This window comes from Ammoniphilus sp. YIM 78166 (assembly GCF_004522215.1).
Taxonomy (GTDB): Bacteria; Bacillota; Bacilli; order Aneurinibacillales; family RAOX-1; genus YIM-78166.
In genome coordinates, this window is sequence record NZ_SDLR01000004.1 from 168,807 (window position 1) to 188,766 (window position 19,960).

Sequence of the window (19,960 nt, forward strand, 5' to 3'; positions counted from 1 at the left end):
TTTTTTGTATGGGAGACACCATGAGACGTAAAGTGCCTTTTAGCCTCCGGACCAAAATCGGTATCCTGGTTTTTTGTCTGGTTCTTTTATCTTCTGGCATCAGTGGGGCTATTCTCATCGAACAAGTCTATCGGGCTATTGAAAAGGAACTGGGCCAACGAGCTTTATCCATTGCTCGAACGGTAGCCCAAGTGGATGAAGTAGTCGATTATGTGGGCAATCCCGTTGGCTATCAGATCATCCAGCCGATTGCCAACAAGATTCGTTTAGCCACCAATGTCGAATACATTGTGGTATTGGATATGAATAAAACGCGTTATTCACACCCCCTGTCAGAGATGGTGGGCACTCTTTTTGAAGGTGGAGATGAAGGGCCTGCTTTTGCTGAGCATGCCTATATCTCGAGAGCTGTCGGAATTAATGGTCCTTCCATCCGGGCGTTCGTGCCTCTGATGAGAGGCTCTAAGCAAGTAGGAGTCGTGGTTGTCGGGATGGTTACCCCCACCTATCTAAAATTGCTTGAAGAATATCGCAATGATCTTTATTTCTCTTTGTTCTTGGCCTTGTTTTTTGGCTTGTTTGGCGCATTCGCCCTTGCTTATAATATTAAGAAGCAAATGTTTAATTTGGAGCCGAATGAAATCGCCAAGTTATTAGAAGAGCGAAGTGCCGTGTTCCACTCGATAGGCGAAGGAATTATTGCAATCGATGCCAATCAACGGATTACCATTGCGAATCCAAAGGCCTGTCAAATCCTTCAGCTCAATCCCCCTGTCATCGGGCAGAAGGTGGATGACGTCATACCCGATACCCAGCTCACTCATGTTTTAAAAACGGGTATTCCCCAATATAATCAAGATCGCATGATTGGCAATACTCGAATTCTAGTAAGCGCCCTTCCGATCAAGATTAAGGGGACCATTGTTGGAGCTGTGGCTAACTTTCAAGATAAGACCACCATCTTTAATCTTGCTGAGGAGCTCACAGGGGTCAAGCAGTTTATAGAAGCCTTACGTGTGCAAAATCATGAATATATGAACAAGCTGCATACGATCGCCGGATTAATTCAGCTGGGGAAGAGCGAGCAGGCTATCAACTATATTTTTGACACAACCGAACAGCAAGAAGAACTCGCTGCCTTCCTGACCAATCAAATTTGTGACTATAGTCTATCAGGTCTGCTGTTAGGTAAAATTAGCCGAGCGAAAGAGCTTGGCATCGAGCTTCATATTGACCGCAACAGCCGGCTTCGAGAGATTCCCAAACAATGGGATGCCAGTGTAATGGTGGCGATCATCGGTAATTTAATCGAGAATGCAATGGAAGCGCTTCAGGGACGAGATGAAAAACGCAAGATCTATTGCATGATCCGGGATAATGAGGATGAGCTGCACATCGTCGTTGAAGATAACGGCCCTGGCATCCCTGAAGACATCCGGGACTGGATCTATGTTCAAGGCTTTTCCACAAAAGTAAATAAAAATAAAAATCGGGGGATTGGCTTAGCTTTAATCCATCAATACGTGGTCAATGCTGGAGGAACGATTGAATTAGAATCGGATCCCTCTACAGGCACCCGTTTTGATATCCTAATCCCCAAGCATCCCGAAACGGGAGGAGGAGAAAGCCATGGATGAGAAAATAAAAATCATGATCGTAGAAGATGATCCCATGGTCATGGAGGTCAATAAGGGGTTCGTTGAAGCTACAGGAGGGTTCGAAATTGTTGGACTGGCCCGCTCTGGTATAGAGGCCTTGGATCTCATGATCAAAGTGGAGCCGCATCTGATCATCCTAGACATCTTCCTGCCTGATCTAGACGGCCTCCAAACACTCGCCGAGATACGCAAGCGCAACGATCCCGTCGATGTCATCTTAGTGACAGCCGCCCGTGATTCAGAAACGGTTCAGAAGGTATTTCGCTACGGTGCCATCGATTACATTATGAAGCCTTTCCGATTTGACCGGTTCAAGGGCGCTCTCGAATCTTATAGAACCCTACGGCAGGCATTAACCAAGGACCTTTTGGATCAAGAAGAAATCGACCGCCATTTAGCCGCCAAACAGCTGGCACCACCAGAAAAAGAAGCAACAGATCCTATTCAGACCGATATCCCGAAAGGATTAAATGAGCTTACGCTTAAGCAGGTACTTCTCTTCCTGCTTAAGCAAACCCAAGCCCTTTCAGCTGAGGAAGTAGCAGAAGGGGTGGGCTTAGCCCGAGTGACGGCTAGAAGATACCTCGACTTCTTGGAGAAGGTCGGGAAAGTCCAAATTGAAATTCAATACGGTTCTGTAGGCAGACCGATCAATCGATATCTAGCCAAAAAGGAGTAGCCGCTGTTTCTGCGGACTACTCCTCTTCATTTTATTTCATCATTTTATCCGGCAGCCAGAGGGACAACTCAGGGAAAATGATCAGTAACGCCAATACCACCACAAACAGGATGATGAAAGGGACCACGCCTTTTACAACTGCACCCAGTTTTTCTTTTGCAATCCCTGCTACAACAAAGAGGTTGAGCCCTACAGGCGGAGTGATCATGGCTAGCTCCATGTTTACGGTCATGATGATAGCAAAATGGATCGGATCGATGCCTAGGTGCTTGATAATCGGTAGGATGATCGGTAACGTGATCAAGATAATCGATACAGCCTCTAAGAAGGTACCCATGATAAAGAACAAGATATTAATGATAATGAAGAAAATCCACTTATTCATATTGCTTTGCGCGATCCATTCTCCTACATGATGCGGAACCTGCGCATTGGTGAGGTAAAGCCCAAATAAACTTGCTGCTGCGATGATTAAGAAGATCATCGAGGTAATGTTTATGGATTCAACCAGGATCGGACGTACATCCTTAAAGCTCATTTCACGATAAATAATCGTAGATACGATAATGGCATAGGCAACGGCGATCACCGCGGACTCCGTCGGTGTGGCCACCCCTGTGTAGATGCTACCAAGGATGAGAATCGGTAAGAATGCTCCCCATAGAGCTTTAATCGAAGCTTTAATCCGCACTTCATTGGATTCTTTCGCCTGTATTCCATAGCCATTCTTCTTCGCATAGAAAATCGCCGAAACGATCAACACGCCCCCTAGTAATACGCCTGGGATGACGCCAGCCATAAACAGCTTTCCGATGGATTCTTCTGCTGTAATCCCGTAGATAATCAGCGGGATACTGGGCGGGATCAGGATTCCTAACGTTCCGGCTGCTGCTACAAGACCCATGGCATACTTCTTATCATAACCGGCACTCACCATTGCTGGGATCATGATCGATCCAATGGCAGCAGCGGTTGCTGGACTTGATCCGGAGATAGCAGCAAAAATCATACAAGCTAAAATCGTTACTACAGACAAGCCTCCTGGCAAATGTCCAACCCACGTACGCAACGCTTCGATTAGATACTTGGAAATTCCCCCACGAGCCAATAAAACCCCTGCTAAAACGAATCCAGGTATCGCCATCAGCGGAAAGGAATCCAAAGCTGAAAACATCCGTTGAGGCACCATGTTCATATTAAAGTTTTCTTGCATTAATACAAAGATCGTAGCAAGCGCCAAACTGATGGCGATCGGCACACGCAACAGCATCATTACGATGAAAATACTAAACAAGATGAGGGTCATTTTTATCCTCCTTTCCTTGAAGGACACCAACGAGTCTATCGATAAACCGGAACAGGAACAGTATTCCGGAAATTGGCAATATTAAGTAAACAATCCACATAGGTACACCTACGTCCATCGAAACCATGCCGGAACCAAATCGTTTGGCTACTAACAAGTAACCGTAATACGTATAAAAAAGACAGAATAGAATGCCCATGCTATTCGCGAATAGGTCCATAAACTTGCGAACCGGCTTTGACATTTTTTCGTATACCATATCGACTTGAATATGATGGTTATTTCTTAAAGCGATCGGTACCCCTAACAAGGCGCCCCAGACAATCGTATAGTTTGCAATTTCCTCTACCCAAGCTTTGGGTTCATTAAACGCGTAGCGCATGAGAACACCATAAAAAATAAGGGCAATCCCCACAGAAAAAAACGTTCCCGCGGTCACATCTTCAAACAAATCCCAAGCCTTTCTCCAACTCGGCATTTCATTTCCTCCTTCAATCTATCTATAGGAAGGGCACTTAACGTTTATAAGTGCCCTATGACCTGCTCTTACTTATTTCAAAGCTTTGATTCCGTCGATCAACTCAGGAGTAATGGTTTGCGTAAATTCTTCGTATACCTTCGCAAAAGCTTTCTCTAGCTCTGCACGCTGCTCATCTGTTAATTCCGTTACTTCAAGTTTTCCAGACGCCTTCAACTCTTCATAAGCCTTCTGGTTCTGGCCTTCCGCTAATTCAAGCTCATAGGTAGTAGATTCTTTCAAAGCTTCCTCTACTTTTGCACGTACATCTTCAGGCATGCCTTCCCAGAACGGCTTGTTTACGAATACCGCATAATCCAAACGTCCATGGTTACTTACCGTCATGTATTTTTGAACTTCTTGATACTTTTGCGTATGCATGTTATCAAAGGTATTTTCTTGTCCATCTACGGTTCCTTGTTGAAGGGCTGCATACGTTTCGCCGAATGGAATGGTTGCAGAACCTGCACCTACCGCTTTAAACTGAGCTTCTAGCACTTTACCTGCTTGGGAACGGAATTTTAGTCCGTTAAAGTCAGCTGGAGTAACTAAAGGCTTTTTGTTATTCGTAAAGTTCTTGAATCCGTTTTCCCAGAAAACAAGACCTAAGATGTCATTGGATACAAGCGCATCCCCTTGAAGAAGTGACTTCGCTACATCGCTCTCGAAGAATTTAATCGCATGAGCGCGGTCTTGGAACAAGAACGGCATATCTACATACTGCCAACGAGGGTCAAGCTTCACCATCTTCGTTACGGATGGGGCAATCATGTGAACGTTTCCAGCTACAAGAGCATCTAATTCATCTTTATCACCATATAACTGAGAGGAAGGATACACTTCCACCTTCACTTGTCCGCCTGTTTTCTCAGCTACCAGATCAGCAAATTTTTGTGCTGCTTTCCCTTTTACACTCTCAGGGGCTGTTACGTGAGAAAACTTGATTACGATCTGCTCCTTTGGAGCTTCTGCTGCCGGCTTCTGTTCTTGACCTTTCGGCTGCTCAGCTACTGGAGCTTGTCCACCGCCGCCACAACCTACAAGAGATACGGCCATTGCGCTTGCTAAGAAAGCGGATGCTAATTTTTTCATTTTGAAATTCCCCCATTTTCCTTATTTTTTTATTTATCTTTAGAGGAGGTGCCCTCTTCAAAGATCTCGGTAATAAATCCTTTAATAATTTCATCCTGGGTCTGCGAGGCAAACCATTCATAGGTCAGATAAAAAGCCTCTCGCCATTGCTGCTTTTCTTCTTCACTCAGCTCGTAAATTTCTAAGCCCTGTATGGCTTTTAGAGCTTCGTATTCCTTTATATCAATATCTAAGGCCAGGTTCCTCTCCCACTCTGTCACTTCCACTAAAGCTTGCTCTAGCAGCTCTCTTTGCTCTGGTGGGATCGCTTCCCAAAACTCTTTTTGAGTCAAAACAAAATAGCCAAGGTATCCATGATCGCTTTTGGTCATGTATTTCTGCGTCAGATACAGCTTCTTGCTATAAATATTGGACACCGTATTTTCTTCACCATCGACATGTCCTTGCTCTAACGCCGTATAAAGCTCATCAAAAGCTAGAACCATACTAGTACTGCCTACGGATTCAAACTGCTTCGCGAGAACCTTACTTGGCATGATGCGAAAACTTAAATCCTTAAAATCCTCTGGGCGTTCTATCGGATGACGGTTATTCGTCAGCTGCTTAAATCCGTTATCCCAGACCGCAAGCATCTTGTACCCTTGTTTCTCTAGCAACTGGTTCAATTCCTCACCTATAGGTCCATCTGCAATCTTCCACACATCATCTTGGTTATGAAAAAGGTAAGGAAGATCAAATAATAAGGCTTCTGGAACTAAAGGAGATACCTTCGAAGTCGCCGGAGCAATCAGTTGAATTTCCCCTCTCTTCAACGCTTTTAACTCCTCTTTGTCAGAGAACAGCGTCGAGTTAGGAAAAACTTGAACTTCTATCTTTCCATCACTACGAGTTTCAACAATCTCCTTGAATCGTTTGGCGGCTAGACCTTTTGGGGTTTCTTCTCCCGTCACATGGGAGAAACGGATAATGAGCTTATCATGCGCCCCTACTTGATCATAATCAATTGCTCTAGGACTGCACCCCAGTAGTAAAACGATTAATGATAACCACACCGTCATGCTCTTCAAAACCAACGTACCTCCAGTTGAAATGTTCGGCTCGATGTAAACCGTTTTCATTTCTGATCTTATTTTATTTTCCCCAGGCTTGTAACACAATCTTATGGCCATATTGGTTTTTTAGTTCTTTTTGGTCTCGTTTGGTAATCAAAGAAACCAAAGGTAAAGGGATCCGACTCACCGTTTGTGTGAGCCAGACCCCTTTTATGTTCCAGAGAATTATTTAGAAATATCCACACCTAGCCATTTTACACTTATTTTTTCATAGGTTCCATCTGCCATCATCTCGGTTATCGCTTGGTTGATTTGGTTGACCAGTTCGGTATGATCCTTATGCACCGCGATCGCCACTTGATCTTCGTGAAGAAGATCACCAGCTGGCTTAATAGGCTGATTCTGATCTTTTATAGCGATGAGCCCCATCATGCGGTCCATCACGATCCCCTCTACTTTACCCTCACTTAATGCCTGAAACAGCTCATTATAATTCGGATAGCCTTTTACCTTTTTGCTGTGCTGCTTAGCCAGCCAGTGATAAACAGATCCATCTACGGCACCTATAGACTTCTCTTTCAGTTCGGTTGGGTTGATATTTTCATTATCTGCTTTTACGAAAAGCTGAGCTCCCGTCCGATAATAAGGAACGGTGAAAGCTACCTCTTCTGCTCTCTGAGGCGTAGCCGATAAGCTACTGATTACGGCATTATACTTCTGCCCTTTAACCCCTTCAAGTAGTGTTTCATAGGGTTCCCTTATCGCCTGTGGCTCCATGCCCAATCTCCTTGCGATCTCTTCCCCCACCTCCACATCAAAGCCAGTAGGCTTGCCATCCTGTTCAAAGTTAAACGGCTTAAACTGAGCTGCAATTGCAAACGTAAAGAGTTTTTGTTCATTAGGTGCTTGGGCAGGGCCCCCCGTTGCAGGCGTAGGCATGGCTGGCTGAGTCGGCGTTTCCGACGAATTCGAAGGTACAGTCGTGGTCTCTTTCGCATTGCATCCCATGAGCAGTGTCATCATTATCACTAGCAGGACAAAAGGATTTTTCATATGAACAATACCCCCATAAAGTTCGCTCTCTAGATATGTAGTGACAAGCTAGGGGATTTATACCTGAAAGTTTTGGGTGGGGGGCTTACTAGCCCTCCGGGGTGAGCATGGGATGGAAGAACACACTTAAAAAGCAGCTTAAAATTAAAGGCTCTAAACCAAAGTTAGATTGCTCTTAGAAAAAAGTAGACCAAAATCACTCCCAATCTTAAAAAAGCTGAGCGAGGTCTTGGAATCATTACCGGATTGGGAGCAAAATCCTCGGTTTCGTGATTAAAGTGGAACCGTTATTTGGAATTGTACCAGGTATGTGAGCAAATCAGAAATATGGTGAGCATCCGAACCCGGGATGGGCATGGGATGATAGAAAACACTTAAAAAAGCAGCCTGAAATTGAAGGCTCTAAACCAAAGTTAGATTGCTCTTAAAAAAAGTAGACCAAAATCACTCCCAATCTCGAAAAAGCTGGCCGAGTTCTTGGAATCATTACCGGATTGGGAGCAAAATAATCCGTTTCGTGATCAAAGTAGACTGGTTATTTGGAATTGTATCAGGTATGTGAGCATACGGTATCCTTTCGTGTGTATCGACCACCTTTCCGTGAGCAAAACCAGATTTTTGTGACCAAACGGACCCGGACGCCAGTTATGAGGTCCGGGAACGGACAAGGATCATAAAAAAAAGCCGAATTACTTAAAAAGCAGCTTAAGATTGAAGGGCTCTAAACGAAAGTTTAGATACCACTCATAAAATAATAGACTAAAATTACCCAAAACCCTTAAAAAACTTGAGCCAGGCTATACCTCATTCCAGAGATCTCCCCAGTTCAGGGCACGAACCGCGCTCTTGCGGTACCTCATCGCGATCCGCCTGCTCCACATACCAAAAAAGCCCGACCCCATCGGGCCGGACCTTCCTAACTTACGATTCATCTTGATGATCCGCATGATGCTGATGACGCATCAATGGGAACAATAGCACATCTCGGATAGATGGCGAATCGGTCAATAACATGACGAGACGGTCGATCCCGATTCCGAGTCCTCCTGTAGGAGGCATTCCGTATTCGAGAGATTCGATGAAGTCTTCATCCATCATATGAGCCTCGTCGTTTCCTGCTGCACGCTCTTGGAGCTGGGCTTCGAAGCGTTCACGCTGGTCGATGGGGTCGTTGAGCTCGGTGAAGGCATTGGCATGCTCACGAGCTACGATAAACAACTCAAAACGATCCGTGAAACGTGGATCCTCATCATTCTTCTTCGCTAGAGGAGAAACCTCTACCGGATGGCCATAGATAAACGTTGGTTGGATCAACGTTTCTTCCACTTTTTGCTCGAAGAATTCATTGACGACATGACCGTACTTCGCGCCAGCCGATACATGAACTCCATGTTGGGCCGCTAGTGCGCGAGCTTCCTCGTCGCTCATCTGTGGCCACAAGTCAACGCCCGTTACTTCCTTGACAGCTTCGACGATATGAACCCTTCTCCAAGATGGTGTCAAGTCGATAGCTTGTCCTTGATATGTCACGACCATGGTACCGAGTACTTCCTGGGCAATATGGGCCGTCATTTCTTCGGTCAACTTCATAATGTCTTGATAATCCGCATAGGCTTCATAAAGCTCGATGGAAGTGAACTCTGGATTATGACGAGTAGAGATCCCTTCGTTTCGGAAGATGCGGCCGATCTCATACACCTTTTCCAATCCGCCGACGATCAAACGCTTCAAGTGAAGCTCTGTTGCAATACGCATATAGAGCGTCATATCTAACGCATTATGATGCGTGATAAACGGGCGAGCCGATGCGCCCCCTGGAATGGAGTGCATGGTTGGAGTTTCAACCTCCAAGTAGCCGCGTGAGTCGAGGTATCTTCTCATTGACTGAAGGATCTTACTGCGTGTAACAAACGTATTCAGCGATTCCGGATTCATGATCAGATCCAGGTATCTCTTGCGGTATCTGGTTTCGATATCGCGAAGACCATGGAACTTCTCAGGCAGTGGGCGAAGGGACTTCGTGAGCAACACGCATTCCTTCGCCTTGACTGTGGTTTCACCTTTATTGGTCTTGAAGATGGTGCCCTTCAGGCCGATCAGGTCTCCGATACTGCACATATCAAAGATCTTATAGGACTCTTCCCCTACTTGATCCTCTCGAACATAAATCTGAACTTTTCCGGTGCGATCTTGGATGTGGGAGAAGCTTGCTTTTCCTTGTCCCCTCTTAGCCATAATTCTTCCTGCGATCGTTACTTCCACTGGGTTGCTCTCTAATTCTTCTTTGCTCAGATCTCCGAAGGTCTTGAGAATCTCTTCCGCTGAGTGGGTACGATCAAACCGCTTACCAAATGGATCGATTCCCATCTCACGCAGCTGAGTTAACTTATCTCGGCGGATCTGCAGCAATTCATTTAATTCTTCTTGGGACATAGCAAATCAACTCCCTTAACACCCTATACTAAAATTTACTTGAACTTAATATCCATAATCTCATAGCGGATTACACCTGCTGGTACAGAAACATCCACTACAGCTCCCTTAGACTTTCCTAAAAGCGCCTGTCCGACAGGAGATTCGTTAGAAATCTTGTTATTGGCAGGATCAGATTCGGCGGATCCTACGATCGTGTAGTCCACTACATCCCCGTATTCCAAATCCTTCAATTTAACCGTAGTCCCTACATTCACAACCCCTTGGTCCAGGTCTTCCTGGCTGATCACGCGGGCATTTCTTAACATCTTCTCAAGGGTGATGATACGCCCTTCAATAAACGCCTGTTCGTTCTTAGATTCTTCGTACTCGGAGTTCTCGCTTAAATCTCCAAAACTAATTGCTTCCTTAATTCTTTCAGCAACTTCACGGCGCTTTACAGATTTCAGATGTTCTAGCTCTTCCTCTAAGTTCTTTAGTCCTTCCGGTGTCAGGAAAACCTCTTTTTCAGACATTGATTTATTCCCCCCGATGCTTATTTGTATGCAAACTGAAATATGCTGAATTATATGCAAAAACGGTAAAAATATGTGGTAAATCTCTAACTTACCTATTAAGGGTTGTTTATCATAGGTATTATATGGGAATCGCTATCCCTTGTCAAATATTAATGGACCGCTTCTGCTTTTCCCTCTAATTCCTGGAGCTGCTCTACGTATTGGAACAAAAGCTTGCCGAGTCCTTCTCTTGTTTCTTGCTCGTTAATTTTTTGGCGAACCCATGCGGAATTTTTTAATCCCTTTAGGTACCAAGCGGCATGCTTACGCATTTCTTGAATGGCGATTTTCTCTCCTTTAAGAGCTACAAGCCGATCCGCATGCAGTAAGCATATGTCGATTTTTTCCTTTGCGTTAGGCTCTGATAGTAATTCGCCGGTCTCGAGATAATGAATGGTGCGATAAAGCATCCATGGATTCCCTAATGCTCCTCTTCCGATCATCACCCCATCACATCCAGTCAAATCTAGGATTCGCTTGGCATCCTCTGGGGTCACCACATCTCCGTTCCCAATCACGGGGATCTTCACATTTTTCTTTACTTCACCGATGATATCCCAGTTTGCTTTCCCTTCGTACATCTGCACGCGTGTACGGCCGTGGACGGCTACAGCCTGTCCTCCTGCTCTCTCCACCGCTTGCGCATTTTGGACAGCGAAGATATGTTCATCATCCCATCCGATCCTCATTTTGACGGTTACAGGCTTATCGACTGCCTCAACCACGGCTGAAACCATTTCTTCAATTTTGTTCGGGTCAAGAAGCCACTTGGCCCCGGCTTCGCAGCTCACCACTTTAGGCACAGGACAACCCATATTGATATCGATGATATCGGCATTGGTGTGCTTATCGACATATTGGGCAGCGGCCACGAGGCTTTCTTTTTCCCCGCCAAAGATCTGTAGGCTTAATGGTTTTTCACGGTCATCTACAAAAAGCATCTCCATCGTTTTCTTGTTCTTATGAACCACGGCTTTATCGCTAACCATTTCGGCGCAGACCAAACCCGTTCCGAACTCCTTGGCAATTAAACGAAAGGCGGGATTACACACACCAGCCATAGGAGCCAATACTACATTGTTTTTCAATTCAACGTTCCCTATTTTTAACTTACTCATGCCTTTATATCCTCTCGATCATTAGTTTTCTTGGCTCGTTAGCAGCTCTTTTACGTCTATTCCCAGAAGATCGCCTATCCGTTGCAGCAAGCCCTCGGTTGGCTCTTTAATGCCGCGTTCAACTGAACCTAACAAGGCCACAGAAACCCCCATCTTTTCCGCAAACTCTTGCTGGGTGTATCCTTTTAGCTTTCGGTAAGCGCGAATTCTATTTCCCAATCGATGGACTTCCATAATCTCACACCACTCTTATCTTTAACCTTCTCTAGCAGTTGGGTCGGCGTTTTATATTCGTTCGGAGCCACGGATATAGGAAGTACAGAGGCTATCTCCGCTAGCGGAATCAATACAAAAGCTCTTTCAGCCATACGAGGATGAGGAACTTGCAGCTTCTCTTCCTCTACCGTGACCCGCCCATAGGTCAGAATATCAATATCAATCGTTCGCGGTCCCCAGTGAATCTCACGTTTCCTGCCTAAGCCTTTTTCGATTTCCATGACGGCCTCTAACAGTTGATCGGGGGATAGATCCGTTTTGCCGCCTGCAGCCATGTTTAGAAAAGCAGGCTGATCGGTGAATCCGACGGGATCTGTTTCGTAGATGCTTGAGACCGCTTCGAGCTGAATACCGGAATGATGACGCAGAGCCTTGATCGCTCTAGAAAGATAATCCAAACGGTCACCCATGTTTGATCCTAATGATACATAAAAATCAACCATACTCTTAACGTCCTCTGCGAATTTCAACGGCAACAGAATCATAATGTCCAGGAATTGGCGGATCTGGTTTCACTACGCGAACGAGGAGCTCATCTAATAGGGAGAACTTCTGCAGCGATTTCTCGGCAATTTGCTGAGCCACCTTTTCTACCAGCTGATAGGTTTCGTTCTCCACAGTATCTTTACAGAGCTCGTAGACCTGAGAATAATTAATGGTATGATCAAGATTATCCGTTTGTCCTGCTCGACTTAGGTCTAAATAAAGCTCAATATCTACTATATAGCGTTGTCCAAGCTTGTTTTCTTCAGGGTAGACGCCGTGATAGCCATAAAACTCCATCCCATTAAAGTAAATTTTGTCCATAAGCTATCCCCTCCCTTTGTACCATCCTGTCCATCATCCGACATACTCTAACCGTTTCTTTTACATCATGGACTCGGACGATCTGACATCCTTTTTGTATGCCGTAACATACCGTAGCTAATGAGCCTTCTAAGCGCTCCTCCACGGGCAAGTCTAACGTGGCCCCAATCATGGACTTTCTAGATGTGGCCAATAAAACGGGGTAACCCATCGCCACGAGCTTCTCTAAATGAGCCATCACGTAGAGATTGTCTTCATACGTCTTAGCGAACCCAATGCCGGGATCAATCCAGATATAATCGTCCCTCAGCCCGGCTGCTTTCACCATTTGAATACTTTCATGAAGATCGTCCATCATGTCTTGGATGATATCGGTATATGTATTATTGTTTCTATTATGCATGAGAATTATCGGAACTTGATGCTTGGATGCGACTTCCGCCATGCCGGGGTCGAGTGCTCTCCAGACATCATTAATCATGTCAGCTCCTGCCACAATCGCACGATCTGCTACTTCCGCTTTGTATGTATCGATGGAGATGGGAACGGATAATTCTTGTTTTAAGGCTTGAATAATGGGAACTACGCGTCGAAGCTCTTCTTCTGCGCTAACCTGCGGAGCACCTGGTCGGGTTGACTCGCCACCAATATCGATGATATCTGCGCCTTCCTGAACCATCACACGAGCTTGTTGAACCGCTTGCTCTAACGTCTGATATTTCCCTCCATCGGAGAAAGAATCCGGTGTTACATTCAAAATTCCCATCACTAGTGTTCTTTTCCCAAGCTCAATTGCCAATAGAATCACCACCTAATCTTTGTACAGTGAGTTGATATTGTTCTATAAAATAGGAAGTTAATGGACCTTTAACAGAGGGGACTTCCCTTCCATCTACCTGGTCAATCGCTACAATTTCCTGTATCGAATTCGTAATAAATACTTCTTTAGCTTCCATCAGGTCATCGAGGGTATAGAACCCTTCATGAATAGGGATCCCTTTATATTTACATAATTGAATAATCCAATCCCTTGTTACACCTGACAATAGCCCTGTATCCTTGTGTGGAGTATAGAGCTGCCCCTTCTTCACAAAAAACAGGTTACTTACCGTTCCCTCTACCATATAGCCCTCCGTGTTCAAAAAGAGCCCTTCTGCTGTTGGCAGGTTCCGCTGCACCAGCTCTTTTTTCGCTAAGATGCCATTGGCATAGGAAAGGGACTTCGCTCTTGTTAATCCTTCTGGTGTGGACCTAGGAAGTTGGAGGGTCACCATACTTTTCACCGAGGACATGGGGCCAAGAGGCTTGGCCATGATGAGCCAGGTAGGCTTGGCATGGGTCTCTCCATACAGACCTAACCCTTCTGCTCCTCCGCTCAACGTCACTCGGATATAAGCATCCTGTAATCCATTGGCTTCCATTGTATGGTATATATCATTTTGCAGCTCAGACTGAGATTTATTCATTGTGATCTGATACTTTTCTGCTGATCTCCATAATCGCTCATAATGCTGTTCATATAAGAATAGCTTGCCTTGATACGCTCTTAAGGTTTCAAACATACCAAAACCATAAAGAAAACCGTGATCAAAAACTGATATCACGGCTTCCTCTTCAGTTTGAATGATCCCATTCAAAAAAACCTTCATGATTAGATCCCTACTCGTTTTAATTGAATAAAGTTCCTCAATAATTCCTTCCCATAATCCGTAATGATGGATTCCGGATGGAATTGCACCCCTTCGACTAATAAGGTCTTATGGCGAAGAGCCATAATCTCTCCTTCTTCCGTCCAAGCTGAGATCTCTAAGCAATCCGGCAGGGAGGACTTCTCTACAATCAAGGAATGATAACGATTCACCTTGTAGGGCGATGGGATTCCTTCAAATATCGTTTTTCCATCATGGAAGACAGAGGATGTCTTCCCATGCATTAACCGCTCGGCGCGAATGACCTTCCCTCCAAAAGCTTGTGCAATCGATTGATGGCCTAGACAAACACCTAATATCGGTATGACGCCTGCAAACTTCTCGATGACTTGCAAGCTGATCCCTGCTTCGTTGGGGGAACATGGTCCTGGAGAAACCACAATATGATCTGGGTTTAACGCTTCGATTTCCTCAAGGGTAATCTTATCGTTTCGGTAGATCTTCAATTCCTCTCCTAACTCCCCTAGAAACTGAACAAGATTGTAGGTAAATGAATCATAGTTATCAATCATTAAAATCATGCTTTTCCTCTCCTCTCTAAACTCGGCTCAACTTATACTTCTCTTGACTGATCTGCACGGCTTTCAGAAGGGCTTCAGCCTTCTTTAATGATTCATAATACTCTGCTTCTGGCTTCGAGTCAATAACAATTCCTGCTCCTGCCTGAACGTGTCCTATGCCATCCTTCGCAAGTAACGTTCGAATGACAATGTTTAACTCCAAATCACCATCAAAGCCAATCCACCCTATGGAACCGGTATAGATCCCACGCTTCACTGGTTCTAGTTCCTCGATAATCTCCATCGTTCGAATCTTCGGTGCTCCCGTGATTGTACCTCCTGGAAAACAAGCACGGATGGCATCATAAGCTGTCTTTCCTTCCGCCAACTGCCCTTCCACGTGAGAGACAATATGCATCACATGAGAATATTCTTCAATCACCATGAGATCCGTTACGTGAACCGTGCCGAAACGGCAAACTCGTCCCATATCATTGCGTTCTAGATCAACGAGCATAATATGCTCTGCTCGCTCTTTCTCATTTTCGATCAATTCTTGGGCTAAACGAAGATCTTCTTCACGGTCATGTCCCCGCGGCCGCGTACCGGCAATCGGCCTTGTACTCAGCTTATCGCCTTGAACTTTAATGAGAAGTTCTGGTGAACCGGATACCACTTGATAATCAGCATAATGCAAATACCCCATATAAGGGGAAGGATTCACTCTTCTTAATGTCTTGTAAATCTCCCAAGGAGACGTCTGAAGAGGGAAGTCTTGCCTGACGGACAAGTTCACTTGGAACACATCCCCTGAGCGAATATACTCCTGGACTTGCCGTACCGCTTGCTCGAACTGCTCTTTAGCTAAGGAGGGTTGGATCTCCAACGACGGCAACTTACCTTGAGGAAAAGGAGCAGGCGATGCCGGCATGATCTTCTCAAGCCGCTCCTCCATCTCTTTCAGGCGTTCCAATCCTTGTTCATAATGATCATCCAAGCGAGGAAGAACGTTCGTAATGAGGTAGGTAGCCTTGTCCACATGATCAATCACAATCACATCGCGATAAAGCGTAAAATGAAGGTCTGGAAGCTGCAGATCATCCTCCGCATGATTCGGTATGTCTTCAAGATGCTGAACAAAATCATACGAGATAAATCCGAGCGCTCCGCCTTTCCAATCTGGTCCCTGTTCCATACGCGGCGCCTTCCATTGATCCATGATCTCCTTCATAATCGCTAATGGATCACCCTGAGGTTCCTGCTCCAAGGATAGAACGGAAGACTGAACCGATACCTGACTCTGCTTGATGCTGACCGTCATAAGGGGATAAAACGAAACATAAGAATATTTTCCGGCTCTTCCGCTCTCGAGCAATCCTCCATCCAGGGGATTGGAACAGAATGCCTCATATATACTGGCAAGATCGGTTACTTGATCCCATCTAGCGATAAGAGGAATCGCATTGTAACCCTTCTGTAAGAATCCATCATACTGCTCTTTGGTTAACCCGATCATGAAGTCACTCCCAAACTTACTAGATAGGTTTATTTTAGCATAATAACAGGCTTATGCAAAAAGAGCTGCCCACTGGGGGACAGCTCTGAAGCTACTACTCTTCAAATTGATATAGCGGGGTGCTGAGGTATCTTTCTCCGTTGCTCGGGATGACCGCTACTACTTTTTTGCCTTTTCCTAGCTTCTCAGCTACTTGTAATGCGGCATATATAGCTGCCCCGGAAGAAATACCGCCTAGGATTCCTTCTTCTCTTGCAACACGGCGAGAAGTTTCGAATGCTGCTTCATTTTCGACTGTGATGATTTGATCGTAGATCTCGGTATTCAAGATTTTTGGAACAAATCCCGCACCGATACCCTGAATCTTATGTGGTCCTGGTTTTCCACCAGAAAGGACTGGAGATGCGGCAGGTTCAACCGCAACGATTTGGACGTTCGGGTATTTTTCCTTTAATACTTGACCCGCTCCTGTAATCGTTCCGCCTGTTCCGATTCCAGATATGAATGCATCGATTCCGCCTAGCTCTGCTGCTTGAGCCAATAGCTCTTGTCCAGTCGTTTCACGGTGAATCTTTGGATTGGCTGGGTTTTCGAACTGTTGTGGCATAAAGTAGCCATGCTCGCTTGCAAGCTCAGTTGCCTTGCGAATAGCTCCGCCCATTCCTTCAGGTCCTGGAGTTAATACTAGCTCTGCTCCATACGCGCGAAGAAGATTGCGGCGCTCTAAGCTCATGGTTTCAGGCATAACTAGAATCGCCTTGTATCCTTTTGCCGCAGCTACCATGGCAAGACCGATCCCTGTGTTTCCGCTGGTAGGCTCAATGATGGTATCGCCTTCCTTTAGCTTTCCTTCTTGTTCAGCTGCTTCGATCATCGCAAGACCAATACGATCCTTAACGCTGCTTCCAGGGTTGAAGAATTCTAGTTTTAGATAAATATCAGCATGATCCGGATTTCCAACACGGTTTAACTTTACTAAAGGGGTGTTTCCAATTAGCTCAACAATCGAGTTTGCTACTCTCATCCGTTTTTTCCTCCAATACCGAGTAAGTTAGTTGGTTTTAAGGAAATTATAATAGCTATACCACTTTTTTGTCAATCTTTTTAGTTATTCTGGAACTGCTGGACGCCCATTCCTTTTCTTAATCGCTCGAGAACCTTTTCTAGAGATCCTGCTTGATTAAGAGCCAGTTCACGCTTAATCTCAGTTTTTACATCTTCAAAGTTGCGTATAACGGCTTCCTTCTTCTTATGAAGCTTAATCACCGCATAGCCCTTTTCTAGAGCTATCGGGGCACTCGTTTCATCGGGTTTAAGGGACAGAGCAGCGTCAGCAATCTGTGGCTCCATATCTCCTCCAAGTAAAGACACCCAACCCAAGTCCCCCCCACTTGAAGAAGAATAGATCTCAACTGATCTCTCTTTAGCTAAGGTTTGAAAATCGGCGCCCTGCTTTAGCTCTTCAATCACTTGCTCTGCTTCCTTTTTATCCTTCAAATAGATGGCAGAGATCCGAGCCAAGGGAGGCTGATTATAATGCGCTCGATTCTCCTGGTAATGGCGATAAAGCTCTTGCTCACTAATTTCGATATCCAGTGTAGCGAGTTTTTCTAAGAGCAGGTAATGGCGCAGTTCTTCTTTTATATCTTCAGGAGCCAAACCCGTTCCTTTTCCGATCGCTCCAAAAAATTGATCAATGGTAGCATAGCGTTCGGATAGCTTGTTCAGTTCTACCTCTAGCTCTTGATCTGTTACGGTTATCCCATTTTGCTTGGCTTGCATAATGACAACCTCACGATCGATCATCTTCTCAAGAACCATTCGTCCATAATGCCTTTTTAACTCCTGTGTCCAGTCCGTTTCGGTAATGATGACACTGCCCACCTGAGCAACTTGTCTTGTACCGAGAAGGATTTTGTAATTCCAACCGACGACAGCAAGCAATAGCAACAGACAACCAACCAATCCCCACAGAAGCCTTACGTTTTTCATCCCCGGTACCCCTCTATCTCTTCGCCATGTGCAGCAATCTCTCTAGATTGGGCTTATCAACATGGTATACCTCATTGCAAAAATGACAAGTAAGCTCTGCTTCCCCTTGCTCTTCAATCATACTTTGCAGTTCCTCTTGGCCTAAGCTGATTAAAGCATTTTCCATTCTTTCTGTAGAGCAATGACAAGAGAAAACAATATCTAAATCACCTAGGATTTCGACGTCTTCCTTCCCTAACACCTCATAAAGAATTTCTTCCGGCGATAAGCCTTCGTCAATCATTTTGGAGACCGGAGAGATTTCTCCTAATCTTTTTTCAAGTTCAGCAATATCCTTTTCACTTAGGCCAGGAAGCAATTGAATAATAAAGCCACCCGCTGCCTTGATTGAATTATCCGGATTAACAAGTACCCCCACACTTACTGCCGAAGGCGTTTGCTCGGACTTGGCAAAGTAGTAGGTAAAATCCTCGCCCAACTCGCCCGAGATTAACTCCACACTGCCATGGTACGGATCTTTTAAGCCTAGATCCTTGGTTACGATCAGCTGGCCATCTGTACCAACCGCAGCCGTTACATCAAGCTTACCTTTTGCATTAAGCGGGAAATGGATATGGGGATTCGTTACATACCCTCTCACTTCCCCTTTGGCGTTGGCATCCACCACAATCTGTCCGATTGGTCCCCCGCCCTTGATAATGACGGTTAGTCGCTCATTTCCTTTAAGCATGGCCCCCATCATGGCCCCAGCTGAAATCGACCTTCCTAGAGCTGCACTCGCAACCGGCCAGGTATCTAACCTTTTTCGGCTTTCCTCTACGGTATCTGTTGATTTAATAGCAAAAGCTCTGATCTTGCCATTCTTCGAGATGGCCCGAACTAAATAATCCTTCAAGCTTGTTCTCCTACCTTTCTTTCTTGTTTCGTTCATAGATGAGCATGAGTCCTTTTAAAGTAAGGAAAGGATCCACGATATCAATCGAAAGGGCCTCGTCCCGAATCAGCTCGGCTAATCCTCCTGTTGCAACAACCTTAGGATTCACTCCCACTTCTTCTTTCATCCTGCCTACGATTTCGTTGACTTGTCCCACGATCCCATAATAGATTCCCGCTTGCATGGCTGCAATCGTATTTCGCCCCAACACGCTGGCTGGATGGGTAATCTCCACACGGGGCAATTTCGCGGCTCGACTGTATAGGGCCTCTGTAGAAATTTTCATTCCCGGGGCAATAGCCCCTCCTGCCCACTGACCGTTCTTGTCAATGTAGCAAAAGGTCGTTGCCGTTCCAAAATCCACAACAATTAAGGGAGCACCATAATAGTGGATCGCTGCTACGGCATTCACAATCCGGTCTGCCCCTACTTCCCGAGGATTCTCAGCTTTAATATTCATTCCTGTCTTTACGCCTGGACCGATGATAAGGGGCTTACGGTTAAAGTATTTACTGCACATCGTTTCTAAGGCGTACATAATAGGAGGGACAACAGAAGAGATAATAATCCCTTCAATCGCTTGAACTTCTAGCCCTACATCACGAAACAAGCTTTTCACTAACAAACCATATTCATCATCCGTCTTGTTTCGCTCGGTGGAAATTCGCCAGTGATGTTGAAGCTTCTCCCCATCGAATACACCGAGCGCAATGTTGGTGTTACCCACATCCATCGTTAGAATCATTGAACCCATAGAACCC

The 19,960-nt window shown here is 45.3% G+C and carries 21 protein-coding genes; 2 read left to right on the top strand and 19 right to left on the bottom strand.

Translation table 11 applies throughout. The features are described 5' to 3' along the window. The first annotated feature begins 20 nt into the window (after positions 1–20). Both EIZ58_RS17440 and EIZ58_RS17445 read left to right on the top strand, forming a co-directional pair. Positions 21–1,637 (top strand): ATP-binding protein, encoded by a 1,617-nt coding sequence (locus EIZ58_RS17440; protein ID WP_205672251.1) that lies wholly within the window; start codon positions 21–23, stop codon positions 1,635–1,637. Beyond that, complete coding sequence (locus tag EIZ58_RS17445; RefSeq protein WP_134702172.1) at positions 1,630–2,337, top strand: response regulator; 708 nt, start codon at positions 1,630–1,632, stop codon at positions 2,335–2,337. The genes EIZ58_RS17440 and EIZ58_RS17445 overlap by 8 nt, the downstream gene beginning before the upstream one ends. 31 nt (positions 2,338–2,368) lie before the next feature. On the opposite strand, the gene EIZ58_RS17450 is transcribed toward EIZ58_RS17445, so the two are convergent. The 19 genes from EIZ58_RS17450 to EIZ58_RS17540 all read right to left on the bottom strand — a co-directional run bounded on the left by EIZ58_RS17450 (position 2,369) and on the right by EIZ58_RS17540 (position 19,944). Next, entirely contained in the window at positions 2,369–3,643 is a 1,275-nt protein-coding gene (locus EIZ58_RS17450; protein WP_134702173.1) for a TRAP transporter large permease, read from the bottom strand. Beyond that, positions 3,624–4,121, bottom strand: a complete 498-nt coding sequence (locus EIZ58_RS17455) for a TRAP transporter small permease (protein ID WP_134702174.1) — start codon at positions 4,119–4,121, stop codon at positions 3,624–3,626. The genes EIZ58_RS17450 and EIZ58_RS17455 overlap by 20 nt, the downstream gene beginning before the upstream one ends. A 72-nt stretch (positions 4,122–4,193) precedes the next feature. After that, positions 4,194–5,252 (bottom strand): DctP family TRAP transporter solute-binding subunit, encoded by a 1,059-nt coding sequence (locus EIZ58_RS17460; protein ID WP_134702175.1) that lies wholly within the window; start codon positions 5,250–5,252, stop codon positions 4,194–4,196. Positions 5,253–5,281: 29 nt separating this feature from the next. Beyond that, positions 5,282–6,370, bottom strand: coding sequence for a DctP family TRAP transporter solute-binding subunit (locus tag EIZ58_RS17465; RefSeq protein WP_167577777.1), 1,089 nt, complete (start codon positions 6,368–6,370; stop codon positions 5,282–5,284). 159 nt (positions 6,371–6,529) lie between these two features. Continuing rightward, on the bottom strand, positions 6,530–7,357 hold the full coding sequence (locus EIZ58_RS17470; protein ID WP_134702177.1) for a transporter substrate-binding domain-containing protein: 828 nt from the start codon (positions 7,355–7,357) through the stop codon (positions 6,530–6,532). Between the two features lie 921 nt (positions 7,358–8,278). Beyond that, positions 8,279–9,790 (bottom strand): lysine--tRNA ligase, encoded by a 1,512-nt coding sequence (gene lysS, locus EIZ58_RS17475; RefSeq protein ID WP_134702178.1) that lies wholly within the window; start codon positions 9,788–9,790, stop codon positions 8,279–8,281. A 35-nt stretch (positions 9,791–9,825) separates the two neighbouring features. Further along, a complete protein-coding gene (gene greA / locus EIZ58_RS17480) occupies positions 9,826–10,305 on the bottom strand; it encodes a transcription elongation factor GreA (protein ID WP_134702179.1) in 480 nt (159 codons plus the stop codon). Positions 10,306–10,457: 152 nt separating this feature from the next. Continuing rightward, positions 10,458–11,465: a tRNA dihydrouridine synthase DusB gene (gene dusB, locus EIZ58_RS17485; protein ID WP_134702180.1), complete on the bottom strand. Its 1,008-nt coding sequence runs from the start codon at positions 11,463–11,465 to the stop codon at positions 10,458–10,460. 21 nt (positions 11,466–11,486) lie between these two features. After that, positions 11,487–11,699: a helix-turn-helix domain-containing protein gene (locus tag EIZ58_RS17490; protein ID WP_134702181.1), complete on the bottom strand. Its 213-nt coding sequence runs from the start codon at positions 11,697–11,699 to the stop codon at positions 11,487–11,489. Then, the gene (gene folK, locus EIZ58_RS17495) at positions 11,651–12,184 is read right to left on the bottom strand and encodes a 2-amino-4-hydroxy-6-hydroxymethyldihydropteridine diphosphokinase (RefSeq protein WP_134702182.1); all 534 of its coding nucleotides are present in this window, start codon (positions 12,182–12,184) and stop codon (positions 11,651–11,653) included. The genes EIZ58_RS17490 and folK overlap by 49 nt, the downstream gene beginning before the upstream one ends. A 4-nt stretch (positions 12,185–12,188) precedes the next feature. After that, on the bottom strand, positions 12,189–12,548 hold the full coding sequence (gene folB / locus EIZ58_RS17500; protein ID WP_134702183.1) for a dihydroneopterin aldolase: 360 nt from the start codon (positions 12,546–12,548) through the stop codon (positions 12,189–12,191). Further along, the gene (gene folP / locus EIZ58_RS17505) at positions 12,529–13,314 is read right to left on the bottom strand and encodes a dihydropteroate synthase (protein WP_134702849.1); all 786 of its coding nucleotides are present in this window, start codon (positions 13,312–13,314) and stop codon (positions 12,529–12,531) included. Before folP ends, folB begins: the two co-directional genes overlap by 20 nt. A gap of 22 nt (positions 13,315–13,336) precedes the next feature. Next, positions 13,337–14,197: an aminotransferase class IV gene (locus EIZ58_RS17510; protein WP_134702184.1), complete on the bottom strand. Its 861-nt coding sequence runs from the start codon at positions 14,195–14,197 to the stop codon at positions 13,337–13,339. 2 nt (positions 14,198–14,199) lie between these two features. Then, entirely contained in the window at positions 14,200–14,778 is a 579-nt protein-coding gene (gene pabA / locus EIZ58_RS17515) for an aminodeoxychorismate/anthranilate synthase component II (RefSeq protein WP_134702185.1), read from the bottom strand. A 16-nt stretch (positions 14,779–14,794) separates the two neighbouring features. Next, positions 14,795–16,273, bottom strand: coding sequence for an anthranilate synthase component I family protein (locus tag EIZ58_RS17520; RefSeq protein ID WP_134702186.1), 1,479 nt, complete (start codon positions 16,271–16,273; stop codon positions 14,795–14,797). A 94-nt stretch (positions 16,274–16,367) separates the two neighbouring features. Continuing rightward, positions 16,368–17,297, bottom strand: coding sequence for a cysteine synthase A (cysK, locus tag EIZ58_RS17525; protein WP_134702187.1), 930 nt, complete (start codon positions 17,295–17,297; stop codon positions 16,368–16,370). An 80-nt stretch (positions 17,298–17,377) separates the two neighbouring features. Then, positions 17,378–18,265 (bottom strand): peptidyl-prolyl cis-trans isomerase, encoded by an 888-nt coding sequence (locus EIZ58_RS17530; protein WP_134702188.1) that lies wholly within the window; start codon positions 18,263–18,265, stop codon positions 17,378–17,380. A gap of 13 nt (positions 18,266–18,278) precedes the next feature. Beyond that, a complete protein-coding gene (gene hslO, locus EIZ58_RS17535; RefSeq protein WP_134702189.1) occupies positions 18,279–19,160 on the bottom strand; it encodes an Hsp33 family molecular chaperone HslO in 882 nt (293 codons plus the stop codon). A 10-nt stretch (positions 19,161–19,170) separates the two neighbouring features. Then, entirely contained in the window at positions 19,171–19,944 is a 774-nt protein-coding gene (locus tag EIZ58_RS17540) for a type III pantothenate kinase (RefSeq protein ID WP_134702850.1), read from the bottom strand. Positions 19,945–19,960 lie beyond the last annotated feature (16 nt).